The organism is Neobacillus vireti, from assembly GCF_036962465.1.
GTDB lineage: Bacteria > Bacillota > Bacilli > Bacillales > Cytobacillaceae > Neobacillus > Neobacillus vireti_B.
Window position 1 is genome coordinate 74,288 of the sequence record NZ_JBALNF010000054.1, and the last position, 22,344, is coordinate 96,631.

Annotated in this window: 20 protein-coding genes; 3 read left to right on the forward strand and 17 right to left on the reverse strand. The window is 36.2% G+C overall.

Annotated features, from left to right (window positions below):
• Positions 1-29: 29 nt before the first annotated feature.
• The 3 genes from V7077_RS20855 to V7077_RS20865 form a co-directional block, all read right to left on the reverse strand.
• The gene (locus V7077_RS20855) at positions 30-2,852 is read right to left on the reverse strand and encodes an alpha-L-rhamnosidase (RefSeq protein WP_335505476.1); all 2,823 of its coding nucleotides are present in this window, start codon (positions 2,850-2,852) and stop codon (positions 30-32) included.
• Between the two features lie 172 nt (positions 2,853-3,024).
• Positions 3,025-4,296, reverse strand: a complete 1,272-nt coding sequence (locus V7077_RS20860) for an MFS transporter (RefSeq protein ID WP_335505477.1) — start codon at positions 4,294-4,296, stop codon at positions 3,025-3,027.
• Positions 4,297-4,562: 266 nt separating this feature from the next.
• Entirely contained in the window at positions 4,563-4,751 is a 189-nt protein-coding gene (locus V7077_RS20865) for a hypothetical protein (protein WP_335505478.1), read from the reverse strand.
• Between the two features lie 443 nt (positions 4,752-5,194).
• Between V7077_RS20865 and V7077_RS20870 the strand changes: the two genes are divergently transcribed.
• Positions 5,195-5,956 carry a SagB/ThcOx family dehydrogenase gene (locus V7077_RS20870; protein WP_335505479.1) on the forward strand — a complete coding sequence of 254 codons (762 nt, stop codon included), beginning with the start codon at positions 5,195-5,197 and terminating at the stop codon, positions 5,954-5,956.
• Positions 5,957-6,123: 167 nt separating this feature from the next.
• On the opposite strand, the gene cydC is transcribed toward V7077_RS20870, so the two are convergent.
• The 8 genes from cydC to V7077_RS20910 all read right to left on the reverse strand — a co-directional run bounded on the left by cydC (position 6,124) and on the right by V7077_RS20910 (position 15,732).
• Entirely contained in the window at positions 6,124-7,866 is a 1,743-nt protein-coding gene (cydC, locus tag V7077_RS20875; protein ID WP_335505480.1) for a thiol reductant ABC exporter subunit CydC, read from the reverse strand.
• Positions 7,866-9,581 carry a thiol reductant ABC exporter subunit CydD gene (gene cydD, locus V7077_RS20880; RefSeq protein ID WP_335505481.1) on the reverse strand — a complete coding sequence of 572 codons (1,716 nt, stop codon included), beginning with the start codon at positions 9,579-9,581 and terminating at the stop codon, positions 7,866-7,868. The genes cydC and cydD overlap by 1 nt, the downstream gene beginning before the upstream one ends.
• Positions 9,581-10,594 (reverse strand): cytochrome d ubiquinol oxidase subunit II, encoded by a 1,014-nt coding sequence (gene cydB / locus V7077_RS20885; protein WP_335505482.1) that lies wholly within the window; start codon positions 10,592-10,594, stop codon positions 9,581-9,583. The genes cydD and cydB overlap by 1 nt, the downstream gene beginning before the upstream one ends.
• Before the next feature lies 1 nt (position 10,595).
• Positions 10,596-11,999, reverse strand: coding sequence for a cytochrome ubiquinol oxidase subunit I (locus V7077_RS20890; RefSeq protein WP_335505483.1), 1,404 nt, complete (start codon positions 11,997-11,999; stop codon positions 10,596-10,598).
• 722 nt (positions 12,000-12,721) lie between these two features.
• Positions 12,722-13,147 (reverse strand): YfmQ family protein, encoded by a 426-nt coding sequence (locus V7077_RS20895; protein WP_335505484.1) that lies wholly within the window; start codon positions 13,145-13,147, stop codon positions 12,722-12,724.
• Positions 13,148-13,450: 303 nt separating this feature from the next.
• Complete coding sequence (locus V7077_RS20900) at positions 13,451-13,726, reverse strand: HPr family phosphocarrier protein (protein ID WP_335505485.1); 276 nt, start codon at positions 13,724-13,726, stop codon at positions 13,451-13,453.
• 199 nt (positions 13,727-13,925) lie between these two features.
• Entirely contained in the window at positions 13,926-14,771 is an 846-nt protein-coding gene (locus V7077_RS20905; RefSeq protein WP_335505486.1) for a hypothetical protein, read from the reverse strand.
• 85 nt (positions 14,772-14,856) lie between these two features.
• Positions 14,857-15,732 (reverse strand): hypothetical protein, encoded by an 876-nt coding sequence (locus V7077_RS20910; RefSeq protein ID WP_335505487.1) that lies wholly within the window; start codon positions 15,730-15,732, stop codon positions 14,857-14,859.
• Positions 15,733-15,937: 205 nt separating this feature from the next.
• Here V7077_RS20910 and V7077_RS20915 point away from each other — a divergent pair, with 205 nt between their 5' ends.
• A complete protein-coding gene (locus tag V7077_RS20915) occupies positions 15,938-16,273 on the forward strand; it encodes a winged helix-turn-helix transcriptional regulator (protein ID WP_420489691.1) in 336 nt (111 codons plus the stop codon).
• Positions 16,274-16,419: 146 nt separating this feature from the next.
• Here the strand turns inward: V7077_RS20915 and V7077_RS20920 are convergent, their stop codons facing one another.
• Positions 16,420-16,866: an Lrp/AsnC family transcriptional regulator gene (locus V7077_RS20920; RefSeq protein ID WP_335505489.1), complete on the reverse strand. Its 447-nt coding sequence runs from the start codon at positions 16,864-16,866 to the stop codon at positions 16,420-16,422.
• A gap of 118 nt (positions 16,867-16,984) precedes the next feature.
• Between V7077_RS20920 and V7077_RS20925 the strand changes: the two genes are divergently transcribed.
• The gene (locus tag V7077_RS20925; protein WP_335505490.1) at positions 16,985-17,551 is read left to right on the forward strand and encodes a cysteine hydrolase family protein; all 567 of its coding nucleotides are present in this window, start codon (positions 16,985-16,987) and stop codon (positions 17,549-17,551) included.
• Between the two features lie 104 nt (positions 17,552-17,655).
• Here V7077_RS20925 and V7077_RS20930 read toward each other — a convergent pair whose 3' ends face one another.
• The 5 genes from V7077_RS20930 to V7077_RS20950 form a co-directional block, all read right to left on the reverse strand.
• Entirely contained in the window at positions 17,656-18,378 is a 723-nt protein-coding gene (locus tag V7077_RS20930; RefSeq protein WP_335505491.1) for a cytochrome c biogenesis CcdA family protein, read from the reverse strand.
• A 644-nt stretch (positions 18,379-19,022) separates the two neighbouring features.
• Positions 19,023-19,340 carry a hypothetical protein gene (locus tag V7077_RS20935; protein ID WP_335505492.1) on the reverse strand — a complete coding sequence of 106 codons (318 nt, stop codon included), beginning with the start codon at positions 19,338-19,340 and terminating at the stop codon, positions 19,023-19,025.
• A 175-nt stretch (positions 19,341-19,515) separates the two neighbouring features.
• Positions 19,516-20,448, reverse strand: a complete 933-nt coding sequence (locus V7077_RS20940; protein WP_335505493.1) for a hydroxyacid dehydrogenase — start codon at positions 20,446-20,448, stop codon at positions 19,516-19,518.
• 21 nt (positions 20,449-20,469) lie between these two features.
• Complete coding sequence (locus tag V7077_RS20945; protein WP_335505494.1) at positions 20,470-21,141, reverse strand: 4-carboxy-4-hydroxy-2-oxoadipate aldolase/oxaloacetate decarboxylase; 672 nt, start codon at positions 21,139-21,141, stop codon at positions 20,470-20,472.
• 258 nt (positions 21,142-21,399) lie between these two features.
• A complete protein-coding gene (locus V7077_RS20950; protein WP_335505495.1) occupies positions 21,400-22,326 on the reverse strand; it encodes a LysR family transcriptional regulator in 927 nt (308 codons plus the stop codon).
• Positions 22,327-22,344: the final 18 nt, after the last annotated feature.

A 22,344-nucleotide genomic window follows, 5' to 3' on the forward strand; every position in this document is an offset into this window, starting at 1 on the left:
AACTATACTTGGTTTCAAATTTTAACTCACTAAGCGTTTATTTTACAAAAATCATTTAATTTGTATTCAATATTAATTTTTCCAGAAGGTGCAGTGAATTCAGCTCTTCTTTCCTTTTCATCATATTGATAATTTGAATATTCCATCTCGGTCACATAATCATTTAGTTCTTGAATGCAGCCGGGATCGACATTTGTTAGTGAAATAACAGCAATTGTATTAGCTGGTACACAGACTTGTAAGATCATTTTCTTTTCTTCTTGTATCTCCCATTTCACCTTAATATCACCATAAATGGATTCAAATTGCGTTTCAGCATATTTTAATCTATCATAATAATGAGGTTCGACCTTAAACTTGCTGTATCCTGGTTCAAGTGGTGTTAATCCGCCAATATGGCGAACAAGCCAATCTCCGATGCAGCCGAATGCATAGTGATTAAATGAGAACGCACCAACTGTACCATCCGGTTTAATCGCTTCCCATGATTCCCAAATGGTCGTTGCACCATTTTTTACTTCGTATAGCCATGAAGGACAGGCCGTTTGGAAGAGCAGTTTATAAGCAATTTCCTCATAGCCATTATCACATAAGACATCCATGATATATGGAACAGATAAAAATCCTGTATCGATTTTATACTCATTTCTCTTGATTAACTCTACTAATCTTTCTACCGAATTTTTCTTTTGCTCTCCTGAAAGTAGGTTAAATGCAAGAGCAATCGTGTACACGCCCTGGTAATCAGTTGTTAGCGCCCCTAATTCATTAACATAAGCCATGCCAAAAGCATTTTTTACCTTATTATGAAGATCATGATAATAATTAGCCTGTTCATGTTTTCCAAGAATCTTGGCAATATCAGCTAATAAACCAGATGAATACGCATAAAATGCTGTAGCAATTGGATCCTTTGTAGCTAATGCAGAAGCAATCGGTCCTTGTGGCTCTTTACCAAGCATAAAACTGGGAATCATCCAGTCCCCAAAATGGAACTTTGTATCCCATAAATATCGCTCATAATCATTTTCAACATTTTCCTTATTTTGTGCCGCACTTTTTTGTACATAGCCAAGCCATTTTTCCATCTCCGGGAAGCATTGATCAAGGATTCTTTCATCTCCGTACCTCTGATAAAGTACCCATGGGACGATAAGAATCGCATCCCCCCAGCCTGCTGAAGAAATGGTTCCAGTAAATTTCTTATCATTCCAGATATCCTTTGGTGCTGGGCAGTAATTAAAAATTTCTCCTTCTTCGGTTTGCTCCAGCTGCAAATTCCAAAGCCATCTTGTCAAAAATGCTTGAACATCCATATTAAAGGCAGCTGTCGGAGCAAAAACCTGAATATCACCGGTCCAGCCTGCTTTTTCGCGCTGAGGGCAGTCTGTTGGAATCGACAGCATATTACCTTTTTGACTCCATTGGATATTTTTCCATAGTTGATTAATTTCTGGATCAGATGTCTTGAATTGACCCGTCGACTTCATATCTGAATATAAAACAATTGCTTCTATATCCTCAAGTTGAAGCTCAGATTGATAGCCTGATAGCCGAACATAACGGAAACCATGGTATGTAAAAGTTGGTTCAAAAACCTCTTCCGGCTCACCGCTTGTTACATAATAATCCGTTTGCTCTTTATTTCTTCCTACTATATTATTAAAACACTCTCCATTTTCATTTAATACTTCACAATGTTCAAATTTAAGTTCCTGTCCGCTTGGACCATGTACTTGGATTCGGATACGTCCGGCGATGACTTGACCAAAGTCAATCATATATGCTTGGGTCTGATCCTTCCAAATAGAAACTGGGGACAGTTCTTCAAGGGGTTTAACCGATTCCCCATATTGCGCTCTTAAATTAGCTAAATTATAATCTACAACTGTAACGGCTACCCATTCATGGTTTATCCCATCATATCCTGGCTGATCCCAGCCAGTCTTTTCAAGGGTTCTATCCTGTTTTTCGCCTATGAAAAGATCACTGTAAACATAATGACTGTTTGAGGACAAAAATGAATCATCTGTTATAATAATTTGTTTCGTTTGATCTGTATAAGTGATTTCTAGTTGCGAAAGCAATCCTAGTCTATTACCAAACTGGGCGCTTCCCCCTGGGACGCTGATTCTGCCTGCATACCAGCCGTCCGCAAGAATGATTCCTAAAACATTTTCACCTTCTAACAAATAAGGCAAGACATCATAGGTTTGGTACTGCAAGTAATTGGAATAGGATGTGTAATCAGGTGTGAATTCTGCATTTGTAATTCTTTGACCATTTATTTTTGCATGATAAAGTCCATGTGCCGTAATGTAAAGACGAGCCTTCTCTACTTTCTTTTGATCCATATGAAAGGATTTACGAACCAATTTAGGCGGATGCAATCTCTCTTCAGTTGAAGGCTGATTCGCTTTCTTCTTATTAATAAACATATCCTCTAAGGTCAGTTCTGGTTCTTCCGTTACATCTTCTTGCTTTGGTTCAATCCATTGCGCAATCCATTCACTTTCGTGTAAAAGACCCATTTCCCATTGTCCTTCATTGCTCCATTCCGATTCTTCGCCATTAGAACACCAAACACGGACTTGCCAGGTGTATATGGCTTTACTTTGTAAGTTTGATCCTTCATATGGAATGTTCACTGAGCGATGTGAATTCACTTTATTTGAATCCCATATTAACCGTTTAAAGCCAGGAGACTCTTTTTCAAACACATGAATTTGATAGGCAGATTGTGAAATCCCTGCACTTTCACTTTCTAGGATCCAGCTGAACCGTGGCTGTAAGATATCCGTTCCCAACAGACTTTCTTGATTCTCGATTGTTAATTTGATAACCTGTACCAAGTTACTTCCTCCTTAAATTCCGTCTATTTCTCATGTTGTTAACAATAAAAGGTGTTAAGAATAATTCAAACAGAATCGTTGCAGCTGCGATGATGATTAAGGTAATACTTATCTTTAACCTCCTATAGATATGGATAAAATCCACGCTAGTATTAGCGCGGATTTATCCCTCTTATTGAGCTAATTCAATATTAGTTGGTTCTTTTTTTTCCATTTCCGGAATTGGTTTAACGATGATTCCCGCAAGAATTCCAAAAACAGCCAAAACTCCAAAGAATAATGGATAGCCCCCTGCTGCAACAATTGGACTTGCAGCTGAGTTGGCTAGCGATCCGCCAATATCATTGGCAATGTTGACTATTCCCATATCTTTTGCTGCATCTTCAGGATGTGGCAGGACTCTTGACATAAGTGCGATATCAACTGCTAAAAACATTCCAAATCCAAGGGAAATGATAGAACCACAAATATAGGAAAAGCCAATACTTGGAGCAAAGCCATAGCCTAAAATTCCGACTGCAGTTACCACTGCCGCAAGAAAGACAAATGGTTTTTGACGGCCAAATTTATCAGAGAGACCACCGCCAATGATACTGGCGATTGCTAAGATAGGAATCGTAATATTCATGCTGGTAGAAACAATACCAGCTAAATCTTGCTGTGAGACATGAAATCGTTCTAGATAATAAACACTAGTAAAAGATGAAGCTGTATAGGCAATTCCCATGAAAAACCTTGTTAATACTCCAAATGTGAAATTTGGATATTTTCTAGGACTTGGATAGATCCGTGACATTTTTTCCCCAAATAATAATGTCTCATTGTTTCCACGTTCTTTTTTATACTCTACTTGTTCTTCTTTTATTAAAACGCTGGTAATAACCGCAAACACTATACAAATAAGTCCAAGTAATAAAAATTTATATTCAATCGCCCAGCTATTAAAAATAAACATTAAGTTAATCCCAACCATAATGGCAAGAGGACTGACAAGACCATATATTCCTGAAGCAGTACCTCGTTTATTTTCTGGAACTTGATCAGGAATCAATGCGGTTAGAGCCGTTCCCATAAAACTTAACAAGACTTTGACCAAAACCCAAAACAATAAGACGATTGTAAATGATTTAGCCGTCCCAATACCGTATAGTGCAGCCGCTCCACCGATTGAACCTATTAAAATCCAAGGACGTCTGCGTCCTAATTTCCATGTGGTCCTATCACTGATTAAACCAGCCAAATATTGACTAAAAATGCCAATAATACCAGTTGTTAATCCAAGAATACTAAAGTTCTTAGTAACGTTTGCGGGGTCGAGCATGGCAAGCTTTACTGTAAGCAAAAATGCTAAAGGTGTAATAAGTGCAAGATTATAACCAAAGCTGCCAAGAGAAATACCTGTAATTAAACGAGGAAAAGGTGTTTTGATTGCATTCAAATTCATTGTTCAACCTTCTTTCCTTATAATTTATAAATTGAAAGCGCTTCTATCTTAGTTTATAGAAGGATTTACTCGCTAACTATAGCCATATGCGACATATTTCCTATCCATTTCAAACATAAGTTATTAAAATAGTCTGAATTCCATTTATATTAAACACCTGCTTGATGCTTGTCCATGGTAATCGTTACGATTAAGCCTAATAACAAAAAAACCACGCATTAAAACACGTGGTTTCCCTCTATTTTTATTCATTTAAACTAGAGTTTCTAAATAACTCGAATTTTTCCAACTCTTCTATTTCGATTATGATCTTTATTGTTCAGTGTTTTATGGGAATTAGGAGTATCCGGAAATGATATGAGGCCAGCCTTAAACAGGGCATATCCAATAAAGGTAGCAAAAATCGTACTTCCGATCAGAAACCAGATGAATCTTCTGCCAACATTGTGCAACATATTTTCACCTCTTTAACATTTATTGGTGATAAATATGAAGAAACCATCTTTTTTATGTCGTCTTATTCAACAACTGCCATCCTTACCTGAAGTGTTGAGTGTGGAAAATGGCAACATTAAGTAGGCTGTAAAGGGAATCAAGACACCCACTTACAAGCATATAGCCGGTCGTTAACCATTCTAAAATACAGCAGGATAACAAGACAATCCTACTTCTATCAATTTTTTTTTAGAACTCGACATCAATTTCGAGTCCCCTCCTCCTTAATGGTTATTGATTAGGGCAACATTATTTCATAAAAGATTTTTGGCGTATATTCATCTAACTTGTGACGCTTTTGTGAAGTAAATCTCTCTTAACGATTAGTATGATTCATGTCACATCATTAATACCATTTGGGGTATAAAATCTTCATGGTAAAGACATCACAGGAGGCCCTATTATGGCACGATATGAACAACAGAGAAATTTCTTAAAATCTAATTTTCTTGAATTTAAACACATTAAAACCGATAAGGCAAAGGGGCTGCCAAAACCCCCGGCTATTAAGTCTTATGACCCTTTATCCATCATAATAGATTTACCAAGAATTAGGGAGGATATTGTAAAAAAACAAAGTATTTACGAGTGTATCAAAGGAAGGAGGAGTACCCGGCTATATTCTAAGGAAAGTTTAACCCTTTCGGAATTATCCTATCTATTGTGGGCAACACAAGGTATAACTGGTACCAATAAAGGCGGACTTATGCTCCGAACTGTCCCATGCAGCGGGGCTACACATACATTTGAAACCTATCTTCTCATAACGCGGGTAGAAGGCATCCAACAAGGGGTATATAGATATCTTCCAGTAGAACATCAACTCTTATTTATGCATGAATTAAATGAAATGAATAACAAAATCGATGCCATCACTCTAGATCAGCCATTTGTACCAAATTTCGCAAAAAGGGCTGCCGTAGTATTCGCATGGAGCACTACACCCTACCGTTCGGAATGGAAATATGATATTTCAGCACACAAGAAAATTCTTATCGATGTTGGTCATGTATGCCAAAACCTTTATTTGGCAAGTGAATCCGTTGACGCAGGAGCATGTGCGATCGGAATTTACGACCAAAAATTAATTGATGAGGTACTAGGTTTGGACGGAGTTGAAGAATATGTCCTATACTTAGGTGCCGTTGGAAAAAAACAAAAATAAAACAGATGGCCTTACCAATATGTCCCTTGGGTTTTGATATTCTGCCTTCTTTTCTTCTTAGGAAATCAAAAAGCTTGCAAAAAGAGCTTACCCGTAAAACGCAAAAAAGGCCAGTCTAGTATTATCCTATAGCCTAGCCTTTTTTGAATAAAACTTCCGTTTGCCCCTTAGAAAAACCGCTCCCCTGGTTTTACTGGATAATCCATTTGGTAGAGCCTCTGATAGCGTTCTTCGGTTTCAAGTAATTGTTGGTGGCTTCCGGCCATTGTTATTTTTCCCTCATCGATAAATAAGATTCGGTCCATCTTCTCCATCCCTGCGAGATGGTGGGTCACCCAAATAATGGTCTTTTCTTTTAATGTATCAAAAATCGTTTCCAATAGATTATTCTCGGTAATAGGATCCAGACCTATCGTCGGTTCATCCATAATAATGACGGGTGTCTGTTTTATAAGGGTCCGCGCAAGAGCAATCCTTTGCCGTTCTCCACCGGAAAAGCGCTGTCCTGTTTCGTGCATATTGGTGTCATAACCATTCGGCAGTTGTTCAATCATTTCTTGAAGCTGAACTTGTCTTGCCGCATCATACACATCCTCATCTGCTCGTTCTGGACTCCCTAGTCTAATATTGTTTAAAATAGAAGTATGAAATAGATAAGCTTTTTGATTCAACACGGACATAATGTTTGGTATGAATAATTTATCTGCATTTTTCCCATTGATTAGTACCTCACCGCTTATAGGTAAAAGAGCACCTTGAATCAATTTTAATAATGTTGATTTTCCGGCACCACTTGGTCCGAGAATCGCAATTTTTTCACCTGGTTTAATCTTGATGCTAATATCATTTAGCAGCAGTAATTCAGAAGAATATTGGAAGGAAAGTTGTTTTAATTCTATTGTTACACTAGAGTAATCAATAATGTCTTCCTTTTCATCTAAGGCCGGCCTGGGTCCCTCTTCAGATTGCAAGTTTTCGAGGCGATTAATAGATTCTTGATAGCTCGCCCCTTCACTCACCGCCTCTGAAATTGGGAAAAATGACTCTAATAGCGACATCGTAACAAGAGCAAATGCGGCAATAAAGGTCCCTGGGATTTCCCCTTTCAAAGTCATGCCAGTAGCCCAATAAATAGAAATGATAACCGCCAATCCAAGAACGGTTTGATTGAATAGATCCCGCCAATTAATAAATGCCTTCTTCCTTCTCTCAATTTCCTGCAACTCAAACTGCTGTGTTTCGTATCGCTTAACAAAATCCATGTATCTCCCACTAAAAAGCCAATCACTAATGCCGAACACAGCATCGGTAAACTGCTGGTAAAGTCGGAGTCTTCCTTGTTTAAACTGTTCATTTTTTTTCTTCATATAGATATAAGAAAGGATTGGACCTACAATAATTAGCAAACCGGCTATTATAGCCATAAGAAATGAAAACCAAAGTGAAAATATACCTGTACCGATAAGGATCATGGCATAAATCATAAGGGAAACAATCGATGGAAATAAGATCTTTAGATAAAAATCCTGCAAATGTTCAATATCGTCGGCTAGAATCCCTAGAATGTCTCCTGTTCCATAACGGGACCTCAGAAAAAGTGCTTGCGGTTCAATAATTTTATATAAACGGACACGCAACTCGGACAGTATTTTCAAAATGAACTGATGCCCAGTCAATCTTTCCACATAGCTTAATACCGCCCGACCATTTCCAAATGTACGTACGCCGACTATTGGCACATACACCATTAAAATTGATTCCGGACGGGTCGAAGATTTAGAAATTAAGTAGCCGGATGTAAACATCAATCCTCCACTAAAGAGGATTGTAAGCGTTCCAAGAAAAACCACGAGCATAAACGAACCGTTATATTGCTTTAGATAGGGTAGGATCCATTTTTTCTTGTCCATTATTTCCCCTCCAGAAACGTTTTGGCAAGTCGATAATAATATCCTTGGTGGGCAAGTAATTGTTCATGAGTACCAGCCTCCACAATTTTCCCATTATCCAAAACCAGGATTTGATCCATTTCCAACATCCAATGAAGGCGGTGGGTTGCAAAGAATACTAATTTATCATTAAATAATTGAAGCATTGTCCCCTTTAACGCATATTCCGTTTCAATATCCAATTGCGCTGTGGGTTCATCTAACAGTAAGATTGGACGGTTCCCCAAGAAGGCCCGGGCAAGCGCAATCCGCTGCTCCTGTCCTCCACTTAAATCTCGTCCGCCTTCCCCTACCTTGGTATTTAACCCTCTAGGGAGGGATTCAATAAACTCCGTAAGGCCCGCGGCATCGGCAGCAGCTTTCACTTCCTGGTCATTTGAACTTGGCTCATAAAAACGAATATTGTTAAAAACAGTATCGGAAAAAAGGTATGGATGCTGAGGGATATAAGTTAACTGCTGTTGCCAGTCCTCATGGCATAGATGATTGCACTTTTTACCATCAATTATAAATTCACCTTCTGAGGGTGCCAGAAAACCGCTTATTAGATCAATTAATGTTGATTTACCAGACCCACTTGCACCAATGATGCCGATTTTCTTTCTCTCGGAAACAGTAAAATGAAGATTCTTTAATCCTTTATGCCGCTGCCCATCAAAATACAAACTGATATTTTTTACCGAAAAGACGCTTGATTCATTCCATGCAGGGATAGATTTCTTATTTTGTCTAATCGATTCCTTTTGCAGAATCCCCTGTAGTTTAGCACCTGCCTCCTTTCCATCAAGTGTTGCATGATAATCCGCTCCCACTTCACGAATTGGCAGAAAATATTCTGGTGCCAAGATGAGAACAGTTAAAGCCGTTTTTAATTCCATACTCCCATTAATTAGGCCTAGTCCTAGAAAAACAGCCACAGTTGCGATAGAGAGCATCGTAATAAAATCAAGGGCAAACGTAGATAAAAAGGCAATTCTTAATGTTGCCATTACATTTTTTCGGTAACCTTCACTTACAAAATGGATTTTTTCTGAATGCTTTTGACTTATACCTAAATATTTCATTGTCTCAATTCCTCTAAGGGAATCGACAAAATGATTGGATAACATTTGGTATGATTTATACTGCCGGTTCGCCTTTTCTTTGGCTGCCAAGCCGAGAAGAATCATGAAAATAATCAATATTGGCAACGCAAGGATTAAAATAACAGCGGAACGGATATTTTCAAAAAAGATAAACACAAAAATCGCGGCCGGAATAATGACCGTATTTACTAATTTCGGCAAAAAAAGTTCCAAATAACGATGAAATTTCATTGTTCCTTCCATAATTAAAGTAACTGTCTGACCAGATCCTTGCTCTTTCACAAAACGCGGCCCCAACTGGAATAATTTTTTTAAGACGGCGGCACGTAAATTCACACTAGTTTCAGTGGCAAAGCGATATACAAGCCTTTTTCTAACAAAGGTCAGGGATTGCCGGAAAAGTAGGGCAAGGAAAAAGTAAAGCAATTTTTTCCAGACAGTATAAAACAAATCTCCTCCAAAAAGGGAGGAGATTGAGTTCGCTAAATAATAGGCCTGCAGGATAATCATGATCGCCTGAAGAGATGTCAGCAACCCCAAGACCAGCAGTAAATGCTTGATTCCTTTGTAAGAGAACAACGACTTTTCCATTAATACGTTAAATGCTCCTTGTCTGTTACACGTTTCCTGAAGATATAATAACTCCAGATTGTATAACCTAAAATAAACGGCAGAATGGTCAGCGCTACGATTGTCATGATTTTTAAAGAGTATGCTCCGCTTGAAGCATTATAAACGGTTAAATCAAAAGCCTTGTTAATAGAACTGATCATTACTCTTGGGAAAAGCCCAGTGAAAATCACCAGGACGGTGCAAATTAGGCCAAGTCCGGACATAGTAAAAGCTAAGCCTTCACGCTTTTTAGAAATAAACATGTATGACAGCGCATAGATTATGACAACCAAGGCAGCAAGAATCAGCTCTGGTATACGGCGTACCTGGAAAATATCCGTCATTAACCAGGAAAGTCCAACAAAGACGGCGAGGGCTCCAAGAACGGCGAAGACTATTTTTTTAGCCAAGGACGCCGATCGTTTACGGAGCTCTCCTTCTGTTTTTAGCGTTAAATAGTTCAAACCGTGCAAATAGCATAATAACGTGACCGTAAGCCCGCCCCATAAAGAATAGATATTTATAAAATCTATGAATCCGGCAGACATGTTCATGTCTTTGTCGATGGGCATTCCTTTAAGCATACTTGTAAATAAAACACCAAGCAAAAACGGAGGCAATAGGCTCCCGAAAAAGAGAGCCCAATCCCAACTATTTGTCCACTGGGAACTTGGGATTTTGCTGCGGAATTCAAAGGAAACGCCCCGAGCTATTAAGGCAAGCAATACAACTAATAACGGAATATAATAACCACTGAACATTGTTGCATACCAATTCGGAAAAGCCGCGAATATCGCACCGCCCCCTGTTAATAACCAAACCTCATTGGCATCCCAGAAAGGCCCGATTGTATTTACCATGATAGAGCGTTCTGTTTGACTCCGAGCTAAAAACCGGGTGGCCATACCAACCCCAAAATCAAATCCTTCTAAAAAGAAGAACCCGGTAAATAAAACAGCAATTAGGATAAACCATAATTCACTTAATTCCATTCTAAGCACCTACCTTACTAAATGGATCTATCGTTGCATTCAAGTTATCCTCATGAGCGAACGGCCCCTTTTTGATTTCCCGAATCATTAAATATATCATTACGATGGCCAAAACAGTAAAAATGAGGACATACATAATAATGGAAAGTAAAACACTGCCGGCAGAAACATTGGGTGAAACAGAATCTGCGGTGGTCATCAGCCCAAAAACAGTCCACGGCTGGCGGCCGACTTCGGTCATAATCCATCCGAACGTATTAGCTAGGAATGGAAAGGAAATCGCAGGCAGCAATAATTGTAAAAACAATTTATTACGATCCAATCTATCTTTTTTCCATAAATATAAGCCGGAAATTGACAATAAGATCATAGCCACGCCAAACCCGATCATAAGTCGGAAACTCCAATACGTTGTTTTAACAGGTGGAATATAGTTCGTCCCTTTACCCATTTTCGTATCATATTTCTGCGAATATTCCTTCTGAAGTGTCTCCATACCTTTTAGGCTGCCTTCAAATTTGGAATAGGACAGGAAGCTTAGAGCATATGGGATATTCACTTCAAACTTGTTTTCCTTTTTGGCTATATCAATGATGGCAAATGCAGACCAGGCCGCAGGATCAGAGGTGTCCGTCCATATTGCCTCCGCCGCAGCCATTTTCATCGGCTGAGTTTTTACTAGATATTGAGCCTGTCCGTGACCGCTAAGTGCAGTACCTAAGCTTCCAATCAATCCAATGATTATGGCTAGCTTCATTGATTGTTTATAAAATTGAATATGTCTTCTCTTCAAGAGATTGTAAGCACTGATTCCAGCCACAAAGAAGGCTCCTGTACATAAGGCACCTGTTATGACATGTGGAAATTCAACCCATAGTTGTCCGTTCTTAATGAGGGCAAGAAAATCGTTCATCTCTGCCCGCCCATTTTTCAAGGCATAACCAACTGGATGCTGCATAAAAGAATTAGCTGTAAGAATCCAGAATCCCGAGAGAAAAGTACCGATTGAAACAAGCCAAATACTTGTTAGATGAACTTTTTTAGGTAATCGGTCCCACCCAAAAATCCAAAGTCCTATAAATGTTGACTCCATAAAAAATGCAAGCAATGCTTCAATTGCTAGTGGTGCACCAAAAACATCCCCTACAAATCGTGAATAATCAGACCAGTTCATCCCAAACTGGAATTCCTGAATAATGCCTGTTACAACCCCTACGGCAAAGTTAATCAAAAACAAATGGCCCCAGAATTTCGCCATTTTTTTGTAAATCTCTTTTTTCTTTATTACATACATGGTTTCCATTAAAGCAACAATAAAAACCAGTCCTATTGAAAGTGGAACAAAGAAAAAGTGATAGATTGTGGTTACAGCAAACTGAAACCTTGCCAAAAATACTTGATCCATAGTGTTTCCTCCATTTTGATTTTAATATATGTTCATTATTTCACAAATTAGAACCTAAAAAATCTAACCTAAAAAGAAATTAATTATTAAGATTTTTAATTAATAATAATTATTTATTTAAAATGATTATTTAATTANNATATTAAAATAAATACAATATCAAGTATTTTGTAAATATTCGTCTAAAAACACTAACTTTATTTCTCGGTGTCTTGAGAAATAAAGTTTAGGGGCTTAAAAGCCCCCCCTTTAGATCATACCAACTTAAAATAAAGTAAAGCCGTTTGTTTAAAATTCATATATCTGAACTTCAGATTATAAACAAACGTCAGCCAAATGAGTGATTAGGCGGCCTTTTTCGTATCTATTTATATATATAATCCTACTTTCATCTAAAATACAATGCGTGAATTTCCAAATCTTTTACCTTATCAAATTGCAATCTAAATTCATGTCTTCCAGAAGTACCTTGGAAAGAAGAAGCCACAATTTTCCATTCTTCTAAAGTAATACTTCGCGACGCCTGCTTCACATCATCTAGATAAGTATCAGTATATTGATTTAAGGGATGTTGACAAAATGGGAAATTATTTGAAATTTTTTTCAATGTGTCTTTTATATGTTCCAAATAGGTTGTGTTTCGTTATAATTGTTCCGAAGGAACCATCACACCATATCAGGGATTATAAAAAGACTCAGTTTTCTAACTGAGCCTTAGTTTATTAAACAGACAGTTTTTGAAGATTTTCAGACAACAAACTATATGCCACCAATTTCTTGTTATACTGTTTAACAACATCCACGCGGTCATTGTATCTATATAAAAATAACCTAACTTCTTTTTTGCCTGTTTTAGTATTAATAATTATGGGTGTTTTACTATCCTCCGGCTTTAAAATAACTTCTTCCATCCCCGGGAATATGTAATGTTTCTTTATAAAGGTAGCCTCATTAAACTCATTAATCACTTTAATTTTTTCTTCACCGTTCAGGTATTTTCCGTCTATAGTTAAAGTGATATTTTCGACATTAAGTTTTGAATGAGTCTCAAATTTCTTAATTAACCATTCAACTGTACCGGTTGGAAGACAAGTTACTAATATTTTTAGTAAACTAATAAGAATAATTGAAATTATTGTCCACATCATAAACATCATCTCCAAATTATACTATTATTATTTGAAAAATTAGCAACTATACTAAAATCTTCAATATATAGATTCCAATGAAATTAAAATTAATTAATTTTCATATTAATTTTTTAAGCAAAATATAATCTTTTCCTTAGAAAATTACAGGAATTCTCCCTTTATTAACATTAACACTATCAATAACTGCTTTTTTACTGTATTGTAAATTAATTTGCAGGCTAGGTCTGTGAATATTTTATGAATTATGTAATTAATTTCCTTTTAAATTACAAAATAATACTTTTTTGTCATCTATCTAATTCAATTTATTAAATCCATTTTATTAAAATGGTCCTCTATCAATTGTAAAACTTGGTGCGCGTCAACCCCTTTAGCCCTTATAATAAATTGAGAACCAGGTATAATTCCCAAAGACATAACTTCCATTACAGAGTGAAGTGAGTAATTTAATTCAACAGAATTCCTCTTATATTCGAGAACTAGTTTTGATAAATATTTATTAGAGATTTCTACCAATATTCTTGCTGGACGGGCAAATCCCGTACTCGATTTAATGGTATAATGCTTTTCAATCAATGTTCCCCTACTCCTTTATTCAATATCAGGTAAAATACTAATAGGAAATGCGAATATTTGGATTTATCGATTCTCACCTCTTGGGTGACCAGACAAAAAATAGTGCTAATACTGCATGAATGATGTTTCTAGCGAATGTTCCGAATGATCCTGTCTGCCAACCAATCAAAAAGCCTTATGAACGATTCTAATAAACAGCTTATTTCATCTGCACCAAATGCTGTAACACTTCCGCAATATTACCGTCGATCCCAATGGATTTAGAAGCAATTACATCTGGAATAAAAAGCTCGGATCCTCTATTAAAAGTAATATAGGTTGCATTTTCCTCTATGCTAGTTAAATTCATAAATGGGGCTTTAATCAATTGGTTTCTGGCACCTACGCCTAATTCCAGCAGGACTAATTTTCTACCATGAGCATTATGGATAAACTCCTGATAAGCCTGATAGCTTGTTTGCCAAGACTGGCCTCTTAGAAAATACCGATCGACTTCGACATGGACTTGCATTGGGCCGTCGCACTCTGGACACATAGGAATAAGATCCAGAGGGACTTTTCCATTCTCTTGGTGTTGGGCCATTTTACTCAATATTTCGTCACCTGGATAAATTCGATTATGGCAACCATGAGAACATTGCAAATACCGACTATTGCCCTCTATTTCGAAAAGGCGTTCCTTTTGAAATCCTGCCAGTGTAAAATGAGAATCTGTATTAGAGGTAACCACAAAATAATTTTTATCCTTCACCAGTTCATAAAGGTTCTTCATAACAGGACTAGCTTCCTTGTTGTTTAAAAAGTAGGCGTACATACGGCTAAAAAATGCCCACTTTTCTTCCTCCGAAAGATATGGATAAAAAGATCCCTGTAGGATACTACGAAAACCATACTTTTTACGAAAATCACCAAAATGTTCCAGAAAGGACGAATCCTCTTCAAAGATATTATAACCTTCCGAAATGGTTAGGCCGTTACTTGCGCCGATTACAATGTAGTCAGCCTTCTTGATTTTGCTTAAAACTTCTTGATACTTCTCTTCCATATGAACCCCCATTTTTAATCCAACATTTTGATGAATCAATTTTGCTTATTGAATTCGTGTAATGCGAAGCCGTATGGCTCAGTACTTATCCAATATCCATATCTCTTTTTTCTCTCTTGTTCAAAGCACCTTGCAATACCACGGCAATATCTTCATGAATGGCGAGTCCCTTATCCTTCAGTTCCCTTGGCAGCAATGCGTCCTTTGGATTGATGGTAATATAGAATGCGCCTGGCCAACTGTAAGTCATGTTCCAGAATGGCTCTTTGATGAACATCGGTGTCATGGTTCCCACACCTAATTCCAGAAAGAGAACCTTTTTATCTTTGTTTTTTATAAGAAACTCATTGTATTTTCTTAATTCTTTTCTGTAAGAGCTACCTTCCAGAAATACATAAGAGCGCACCCATGGTTCCATTTCCTGCCCGCACTTTGGACATAATGGAATTAATTCTGTTGGAATTTTGGTTCCATCTATGTTTGCATACATGTTCTCAACTAGCTCTTTATTATAATAAACCTGATCATGGCAACGGGAACCGCATTGAAAATAACGCAAATCACCTTGAATTGGGGATACTTTTTCTTCAGGGAAAGTTTTGGAAAACTGTGAGTCTTGATTCGTTGTAACAATGAAATAATTTTTGCCTTGAAGTAGTTGCAATAAGTCAAGGTATGGGCGACCGGCTTCGGCATCATATATAAATTTGATTTCAGTTGCAAGAAAAGCCCACCGTTCTTCTCTTGTAGAAAATCGGTAATAAAAGCCCTCAAAAAGGTTTTTAATACCATATTTATCTGCAAATTTTCCAAAATGTTTTAGAAAATTTGTATCAGTATGATAAAAACTATGTCCAATAGCCTCAGACATCCCAGCAGCGCCACCAACCACAATCGCCTCAGCTTCTTGGATTTTCTTTAGTAATGTGTCTATGTTGTCTTGATAATGTTGTGATAACATACTTAATTTATCCTCCTAATGATGTTTTTCATAGTTGAAAAACATTAATTCATATAGCACTCTCTTAAAAAACAAATATTTGAATCCTCCTTTACTTGGATTCGAATGTATTATATAGTCAATATACATTTACAAACAAGTATGCACTTTTATGACGCATACTATCTAGGAGGATAGTGTAATGATAAAAAGATCCACTGTTAATATGTCTGATAGAAACGAGAAAATTTCTGAAAGCCAAGAACCTTTTTTTGGCTATACACTCTCCATTATTAACGGTAAATGGAAACTGCTAATTATTTACTATTTATCAAGGAACGGTACAGTCCGCTATAATGAACTTCAGCGTATGCTAGGGAAGATAACCTATAAAACACTCAGTTCTACATTAAAGGAAATGCAGAACGATGGTTTAGTTCATCGTAAGGAATATCCACAAATTCCTCCAAAGGTCGAATACAGCCTTACTGAAAAAGGGCAAAGTCTTTGGCCTATTATCCAAGAAATGTGCCAGTGGGGGGAGCATAATAAAGAAAAGTAAAAAATAGAAATGTTGAAATTCTACAATATGGATGTCTCCCTAAGCAAAAAAGGTATAATACTCTCAAAATCGGAGAGAATTATACCTTTTTGCTGTTTTTATCATTCAGTTGGTTGGTTTTCCTATTAACGGGTAAGAGCAAACATTTATTGTAATATGCTATTCAAAGAGTGTTGTTGTTTAATTTCCTGTATGGATAGATTTAAATTATAGTTCCCATGATCGAGAAGTTTATTGAGAAGTTGATTCAATTGGTCTTGGGATTTAACTTTTAATTTTAAATGGTAACAGCCTTGCCCAGATACTCGGTGAGCTTCAACTACTTCTTTTCGATCTTTAATAAACCGAATAAAAGCATCATGATTTGCTGATTTCATATGAACAATGACAAACGCGGTAAAGATCAATCCCAGCTTCATTTCATCGATTATTAGTGAGTAGGCTTTAATGACACCACTATCTTCAAGTTTTTTAATACGGTTTCCTACTGCCTGCCCCGTCATATGAATTTTTTCGCCCAAGTCCTTCCATTGGACACGTGAATTTTCGGTTAGTAACCGGAGAATCTGAAAATCAATTTGATCGATATCCATTATAAATTCCTTTCACCGTGAAATCATTTAATCTAAAAGTGTTTCATCAAAGTATCGATAAAAATCAAGATATTATTTATTATTTTATTGTACTTAATTTTTAAATGAGGTGAAACAAATGAGCACAGCTTTAATCATTGTCGATATTCAAAATGACTATTTTCCAAATGGAAAGATGGAGTTAAGCAATCCTGATAAAGCAGCCGCTAATGCTGCTAAAGTTCTTGATTGGTTTAGACAAAATAACAAAGATCATATTTTTCATGTCCAGCATATCGCAAATAGTCCAGAGGCAGGCTTCTTTCTTCCAGATACGGAGGGAGTTAAACTACATGAAAGTGTTCTACCATTAGAACACGAAAGTATTATCAGAAAACATTTCCCTAACAGCTTTTTAAAGACTGAATTAGAAAGCAAATTAAAGGAAAAAGGAGTAACCAAGGTAGTGGTTGTAGGTATGATGACACATATGTGTATTGATGCAACAGTCAGAGCTGCAGTGGATTTAGGCTTTGAAACCACACTTATTGAAGATGCATGTGCGACAAGGGAGTTATCTTATCAAGATAAAGTCGTACCAGCTGAACAGGTTCATTATGCGTTTGTCAGTGCACTTAACGGTATGTATGCCAATGTAATTACGACTGACGAATTCCTGCAGCAAAAAGTTAAAACTACCTTGTAGAACCAATATATATAAACGGGAGTTTGTTTTAATAACAAACTCCCGTTTTGCTGGCTAAATTTGGCCGCATTCATACTTGTTAATTAGTTGAGAGTTTCATATGTTTATTTGCTGAGCATGTCCTCAAAAAAATACTGTATTTGAGAACCCCATATCGTTATGTATGTCATTTTATCAAAAAATATCATTAATCCAATGAGAATCATTAAAACGCCACCGATTTTCATTAGTAACGCTGAATATTTTAATATTACTTTTGTCTTGCTGATGAAAAACGCCATTATTATAAATGGGATACAGAACCCCAATGAATAGGCAGCAATATTAAAAAGAGTTTGGGTAGGATACATGATATTAGTATACATAATCGCTCCAAAAATAGGTCCTATACAAGGAGACCACCCTGCCCCGAAAACAATTCCCACAATAACTGAATTTAAAAATTTCACTTTCTTTTTTGTATACTGGAAGCGGTGTTCCTTCATTAAAAAACTTGGTTTGAAAATTTCTAACATAAAGGTCCCCATTGCTACAAGAAAAATGCCACCTAGCATTCTTATTAAATTATTATAGTCAGAAAAGATTTTTCCGATGAAGCTCGCTGAAAAACCCAATGCAAAATAAACAATTGTAAAGCCGATGGAAAAACAAATAGAATGTAAGAGGACTATTTTTCTAGTATTAGAATGACTTTGCTGATTTTTTATTTCTCCCACTGTTACACCAGTAATATAAGAGATAAACGATGGATATAAAGGTAGGCAGCAAGGAGAAATAAATGCTAATAATCCCCCTGCAAATGCGACCCATATTGTAATTTCAGTCAATAAATCTCCCCCTATAAACCTATTATTTCTAAATACAACCTGCTTAAACTAATAGTGATTATACTCTAAATTGATTATGCAGTAATCATAGCCGGAATTTTCGGTAATCCAAAGATCCGATTTTTCTCCTTCTTTTATCCCTCCTTAACTTTGATTTGAACGTATTATATATTCATATGAATCATGAAACAAGTATGTACTTTCTTGACGCATACTATCGATGAAGATAGTGAAATTATGAAAGAATCCGACTTTTATTCAATACTGTTGGATAAGTTCAGTCATCCTTTCTTTATCCATTAGACCACGATTCTTTTTCGGATAATCCCTTTCGTTTCAATGATATAACAAGTAGAAATTGATTTATCAGTGTATTCTTACTTAGCATTTCATCCCCTCAAATAATGATCAATATCCCAATTATGCAAAAAAGACTGCCATCAAACCCTTAATTTTCTGGATTTGTCGCCAGTCTGAGCCTTCCTAATGTATAGGAAGGTCTTAATGTTAGAACAAACTAGTTGCTCTAGTTCATCAATTTCGTAAGAGTACTTTCTTTTACTCATGGTATTCCTAAAGTTATATTGCTTCTTCAAATACCACTTTCCGATCCATTTCGATATTTCTGGTAAACAATATAGTGATCATTTAATTGAAATGATTGCCATGGTCTCTTCCAAAGCCTTCACTTCTTCCAGGCTGCCAATTGGGCCATCCGTTCCTGGAATAACGGGAATATTTGCTGCAACCGCCTTATGACGTGCTTTTACTTTTATCATCAGACATATCCAAATGCTTTGATTTAGGGCCAATAAAGATAATCCCTTCATCTTCACAACGTTTTTAAAAATGGATACTTTCTGATAAAAATCCATATCCGGGATGATAGCGTCAACATCATGTGCCTTTGCAATCTCGATAATCCCTTCAATGTCTAAATAGGCATCAATCTTTTTTTTCACTTCTCCTACTAGATAAGCTTCATCTGATTTATACCTATGGAATGAACCGGTATCCTCTTATGAGCATAATTAAGATCAGCTAGAACATAGTTGATTAAAACAAAAAAGGCATTTTTTTTAATGCCTTTTTTGTTTTAAATATTGAAGATCTTTTTCGATCAATTATTTAACATGCTTATGCAATGACTGATAAGGCCTCCATATGTTTCATTACTCTAACAATTTCATCCACAGCTCCTGTACCCATACGAATTAGTGCATCAACAGTGTTTGCACCATTGTGAGGGGTTCCAATGAAATTATCACATGTTAATAATGGGTGATCTATCGAGATCGGTTCCTCTGCAAAAACATCTAATGCAGCACCAAAAATCTCACCATTTTTTAATGCATGATAGAGGTCCTGTTCATTAATAATTTTTCCTCTTGCAGTGTTAATTAAAATAGCATTCTTTTTCATAAGTGAGAGCTCACGTGCTGAAATCAAATTTTCCGTTTCTTTTGTCAATGGAACCGAAATATTAACTATATCACTTTCTTTTAATAAATCTTCTAGGCTCTCATATTTAGTAAAGCCTTCTTCTTGACATTTTGATTGGGTTGTATATGGATCATAAACTAATACATTCATATTAAAGGCAGCGTTTAATTTATGGCCAACTAATGATCCAATTCGTCCTAATCCTATTAAGCCGATTGTCTTATCTTGTAATTCAAATCCTGCTAGTTCAACGGGAGAATTTTTGCTAATCCCCTTTTCTACTAATTTTTGAGATAAGCTGACTTTTCTCGCACAATTTAATGCAAGAGCAATAACTAATTCAGACACGGAGTGCATGTTGGCTTGGGGAGTGTTTGTAACTCTAATCCCTTTACTTTTAACATAATCCAGGTCGATATTATCTACGCCAACACCATGTTTTGCGATAATTTTAAGATTTGGCATTTGGTCGATTACTTCTTTTGTCATTTTAAAAGTTCGTACAATCACTGCTTCCGCGAGCGAATAATTATTAATCTCTTTATCAGTCCAAGTAACTACATCTAGTTTTTCTTTTGCATATTGTAATGCACTTGGATCAATGGGGTCAAAAATAAATGTTTTCATTTAAAAGTCGCCTCACCCAGATTATTTTACTAGAATCCCAAGTTTATCCAATTCGTTTTCCATATTCATGATTTCTAACGTATCTTTTCCTTGTCTAAGTTGCTTCATGATTTTTTGTTCTGCCTCAATTTTTGCTAGACATTTTTCATAAACTTCTGCAATATCCGCCTTTGGAATTACCGCTACACCGTTTTCATCCGCTACAATTAAGTCTCCTGGGCAAATTGCCACTCCTCCACAAGATACTGGCATATTTACTGTTCCTGGATTACTTTTGTAACCACCCCGAGCGTTTATTCCAGATGCAAACATTGGAAAACCCAGTTCTTCAATTTCTTTAATATCTCTTACTCCGCCATCGATGATGAGGCCGCTAATTTTACGGTACATTGCATTAATTGTTAAGATTTCTCCCCATAGACCTGCATTTGGATAATTTCCTGCATCAACTACAAGAATATCGCCTTCTTGTGCTAAACTAACTCCCAGATGAATCATTAAGTTATCTGAAGGATAAGTCATAACAGTTAAAGCAGGTCCAACGCAACGAGCACCTGACCAGATCGGTCTAATTCTAAAATCCATGATATTCTGTCTGCCCATTACATCACCAATGATTGGTGTAGCTATATTAGCAAATTTTCCATTCCATTCTTTGGCCGGTCTTTCAAAAGTACGATTAAATGTTTGCATAATTAATTCGCCACCTTAAATTAGGTTTATAGTTTTATTTCCGAAAATCTAATTTAATAGTAGCAATCGCTTACATTAATTAAAAACGGTATTTTTACATGTTAATTATCGACAAATTTGATTATTGTCGATAATTAATGAGAGTAAATTAATATTTACATTGAATGCTTAAAAAAAAAAAGCCCTTGAATATGCTAAGAATTAGCGTAATTCAAGGGCTTGATAGAACACATTACAAATAACATCCAAAAACAAAGTTTACAAGCTTGGTTTTAATAAACCTTCTTTAAACTCTTGCTGCCATCTTACCTGTGCAATCATGTAATGATTAATAAGTTGTTTAAATTCACTGATCGCATCCCTATTACTGTAAAGTGGATTTTTATTACTAATCATGTAAATAGTTCTTTTTGGTGCTAACTCTTTAAACAGTAACAGATGGACAGGAAACTTTTCCCTCAATTTATTAACAACACTATATGGGGCAATGAACCAAGAATCTTCATCAAGTATTTCAAATGACAACAAAGCAGAATCTGTGATTAATTTAGGTGAAGAATTATGTTGTATATATTTATTATGCCAGTTTAAGTAATCTTCACCCCAGTTTATAAAGATTTGATTATTAGGATTTAGTTCCTGCGGATCGACTTCCTTTAAATTAGCAAAGTCCTTTCCTTTAGTAACTAACACCATATCCTCTTCTAATATTTTTACTGATTCAATTTGAGGCAAGGTGATATGGTTAAGAGCGAACCCTATATCAATAATTCTGGATTCGATTTGATCATAAATTTCAGCTGTATGGAGAGTTTTTGCCGTTAACTGTACATTGGAGTTATTTCTAAGTATTTCTTGATAAATCCTTGAAAACAAATAGTTATTAACGCTATCAACTACTCCTATGGATACTGTTTTTTTGAATGGAGAAGAACTGAAATTCTGAATTTTATCATTAATATTCTGCCATTCTAATGCAATCGAGAGAAAGTATTTTCCATGGTCCGTTAATTTTATATGTTTAAAACCTCGGTCCCTTTCGACTAACGTAACACCCAGCTCATCTTCGAGAGCTTTTAATCGATAGCTCACAGTAGACTGGGATAAAAAAAGCTTTTCTGCTGTTTTTGTTACATTCATCGTTTTCGCTAATACAGCAAATGTTTCTACTAATTCATAATTCATTAAAACACTCCTTTAATC

Coding starts and splice junctions, on each gene's coding strand:
- V7077_RS20920 (WP_335505489.1), bottom strand. CDS start 16,866: ATGGATATCGATCAAATTGATTTTCAGATTCTCCGGTTACTAACCGAA.
- V7077_RS20910 (WP_335505487.1), bottom strand. CDS start 15,732: ATGTTATCACAACATTATCAAGACAACATAGACACATTACTAAAGAAA.
- V7077_RS20905 (WP_335505486.1), bottom strand. CDS start 14,771: ATGGAAGAGAAGTATCAAGAAGTTTTAAGCAAAATCAAGAAGGCTGAC.
- cydC (WP_335505480.1), bottom strand. CDS start 7,866: ATGGACAAGAAAAAATGGATCCTACCCTATCTAAAGCAATATAACGGT.
- V7077_RS20895 (WP_335505484.1), bottom strand. CDS start 13,147: ATGATGTGGACAATAATTTCAATTATTCTTATTAGTTTACTAAAAATA.
- V7077_RS20860 (WP_335505477.1), bottom strand. CDS start 4,296: ATGAATTTGAATGCAATCAAAACACCTTTTCCTCGTTTAATTACAGGT.
- V7077_RS20950 (WP_335505495.1), bottom strand. CDS start 22,326: ATGAATTATGAATTAGTAGAAACATTTGCTGTATTAGCGAAAACGATG.
- V7077_RS20915 (WP_420489691.1), top strand. CDS start 15,938: ATGTCTGATAGAAACGAGAAAATTTCTGAAAGCCAAGAACCTTTTTTT.
- V7077_RS20940 (WP_335505493.1), bottom strand. CDS start 20,448: ATGAAAACATTTATTTTTGACCCCATTGATCCAAGTGCATTACAATAT.
- V7077_RS20865 (WP_335505478.1), bottom strand. CDS start 4,751: ATGTTGCACAATGTTGGCAGAAGATTCATCTGGTTTCTGATCGGAAGT.
- V7077_RS20945 (WP_335505494.1), bottom strand. CDS start 21,141: ATGCAAACATTTAATCGTACTTTTGAAAGACCGGCCAAAGAATGGAAT.
- V7077_RS20890 (WP_335505483.1), bottom strand. CDS start 11,999: ATGGATCAAGTATTTTTGGCAAGGTTTCAGTTTGCTGTAACCACAATC.
- cydD (WP_335505481.1), bottom strand. CDS start 9,581: ATGGAAAAGTCGTTGTTCTCTTACAAAGGAATCAAGCATTTACTGCTG.
- V7077_RS20870 (WP_335505479.1), top strand. CDS start 5,195: ATGGCACGATATGAACAACAGAGAAATTTCTTAAAATCTAATTTTCTT.
- V7077_RS20925 (WP_335505490.1), top strand. CDS start 16,985: ATGAGCACAGCTTTAATCATTGTCGATATTCAAAATGACTATTTTCCA.
- cydB (WP_335505482.1), bottom strand. CDS start 10,594: ATGGAATTAAGTGAATTATGGTTTATCCTAATTGCTGTTTTATTTACC.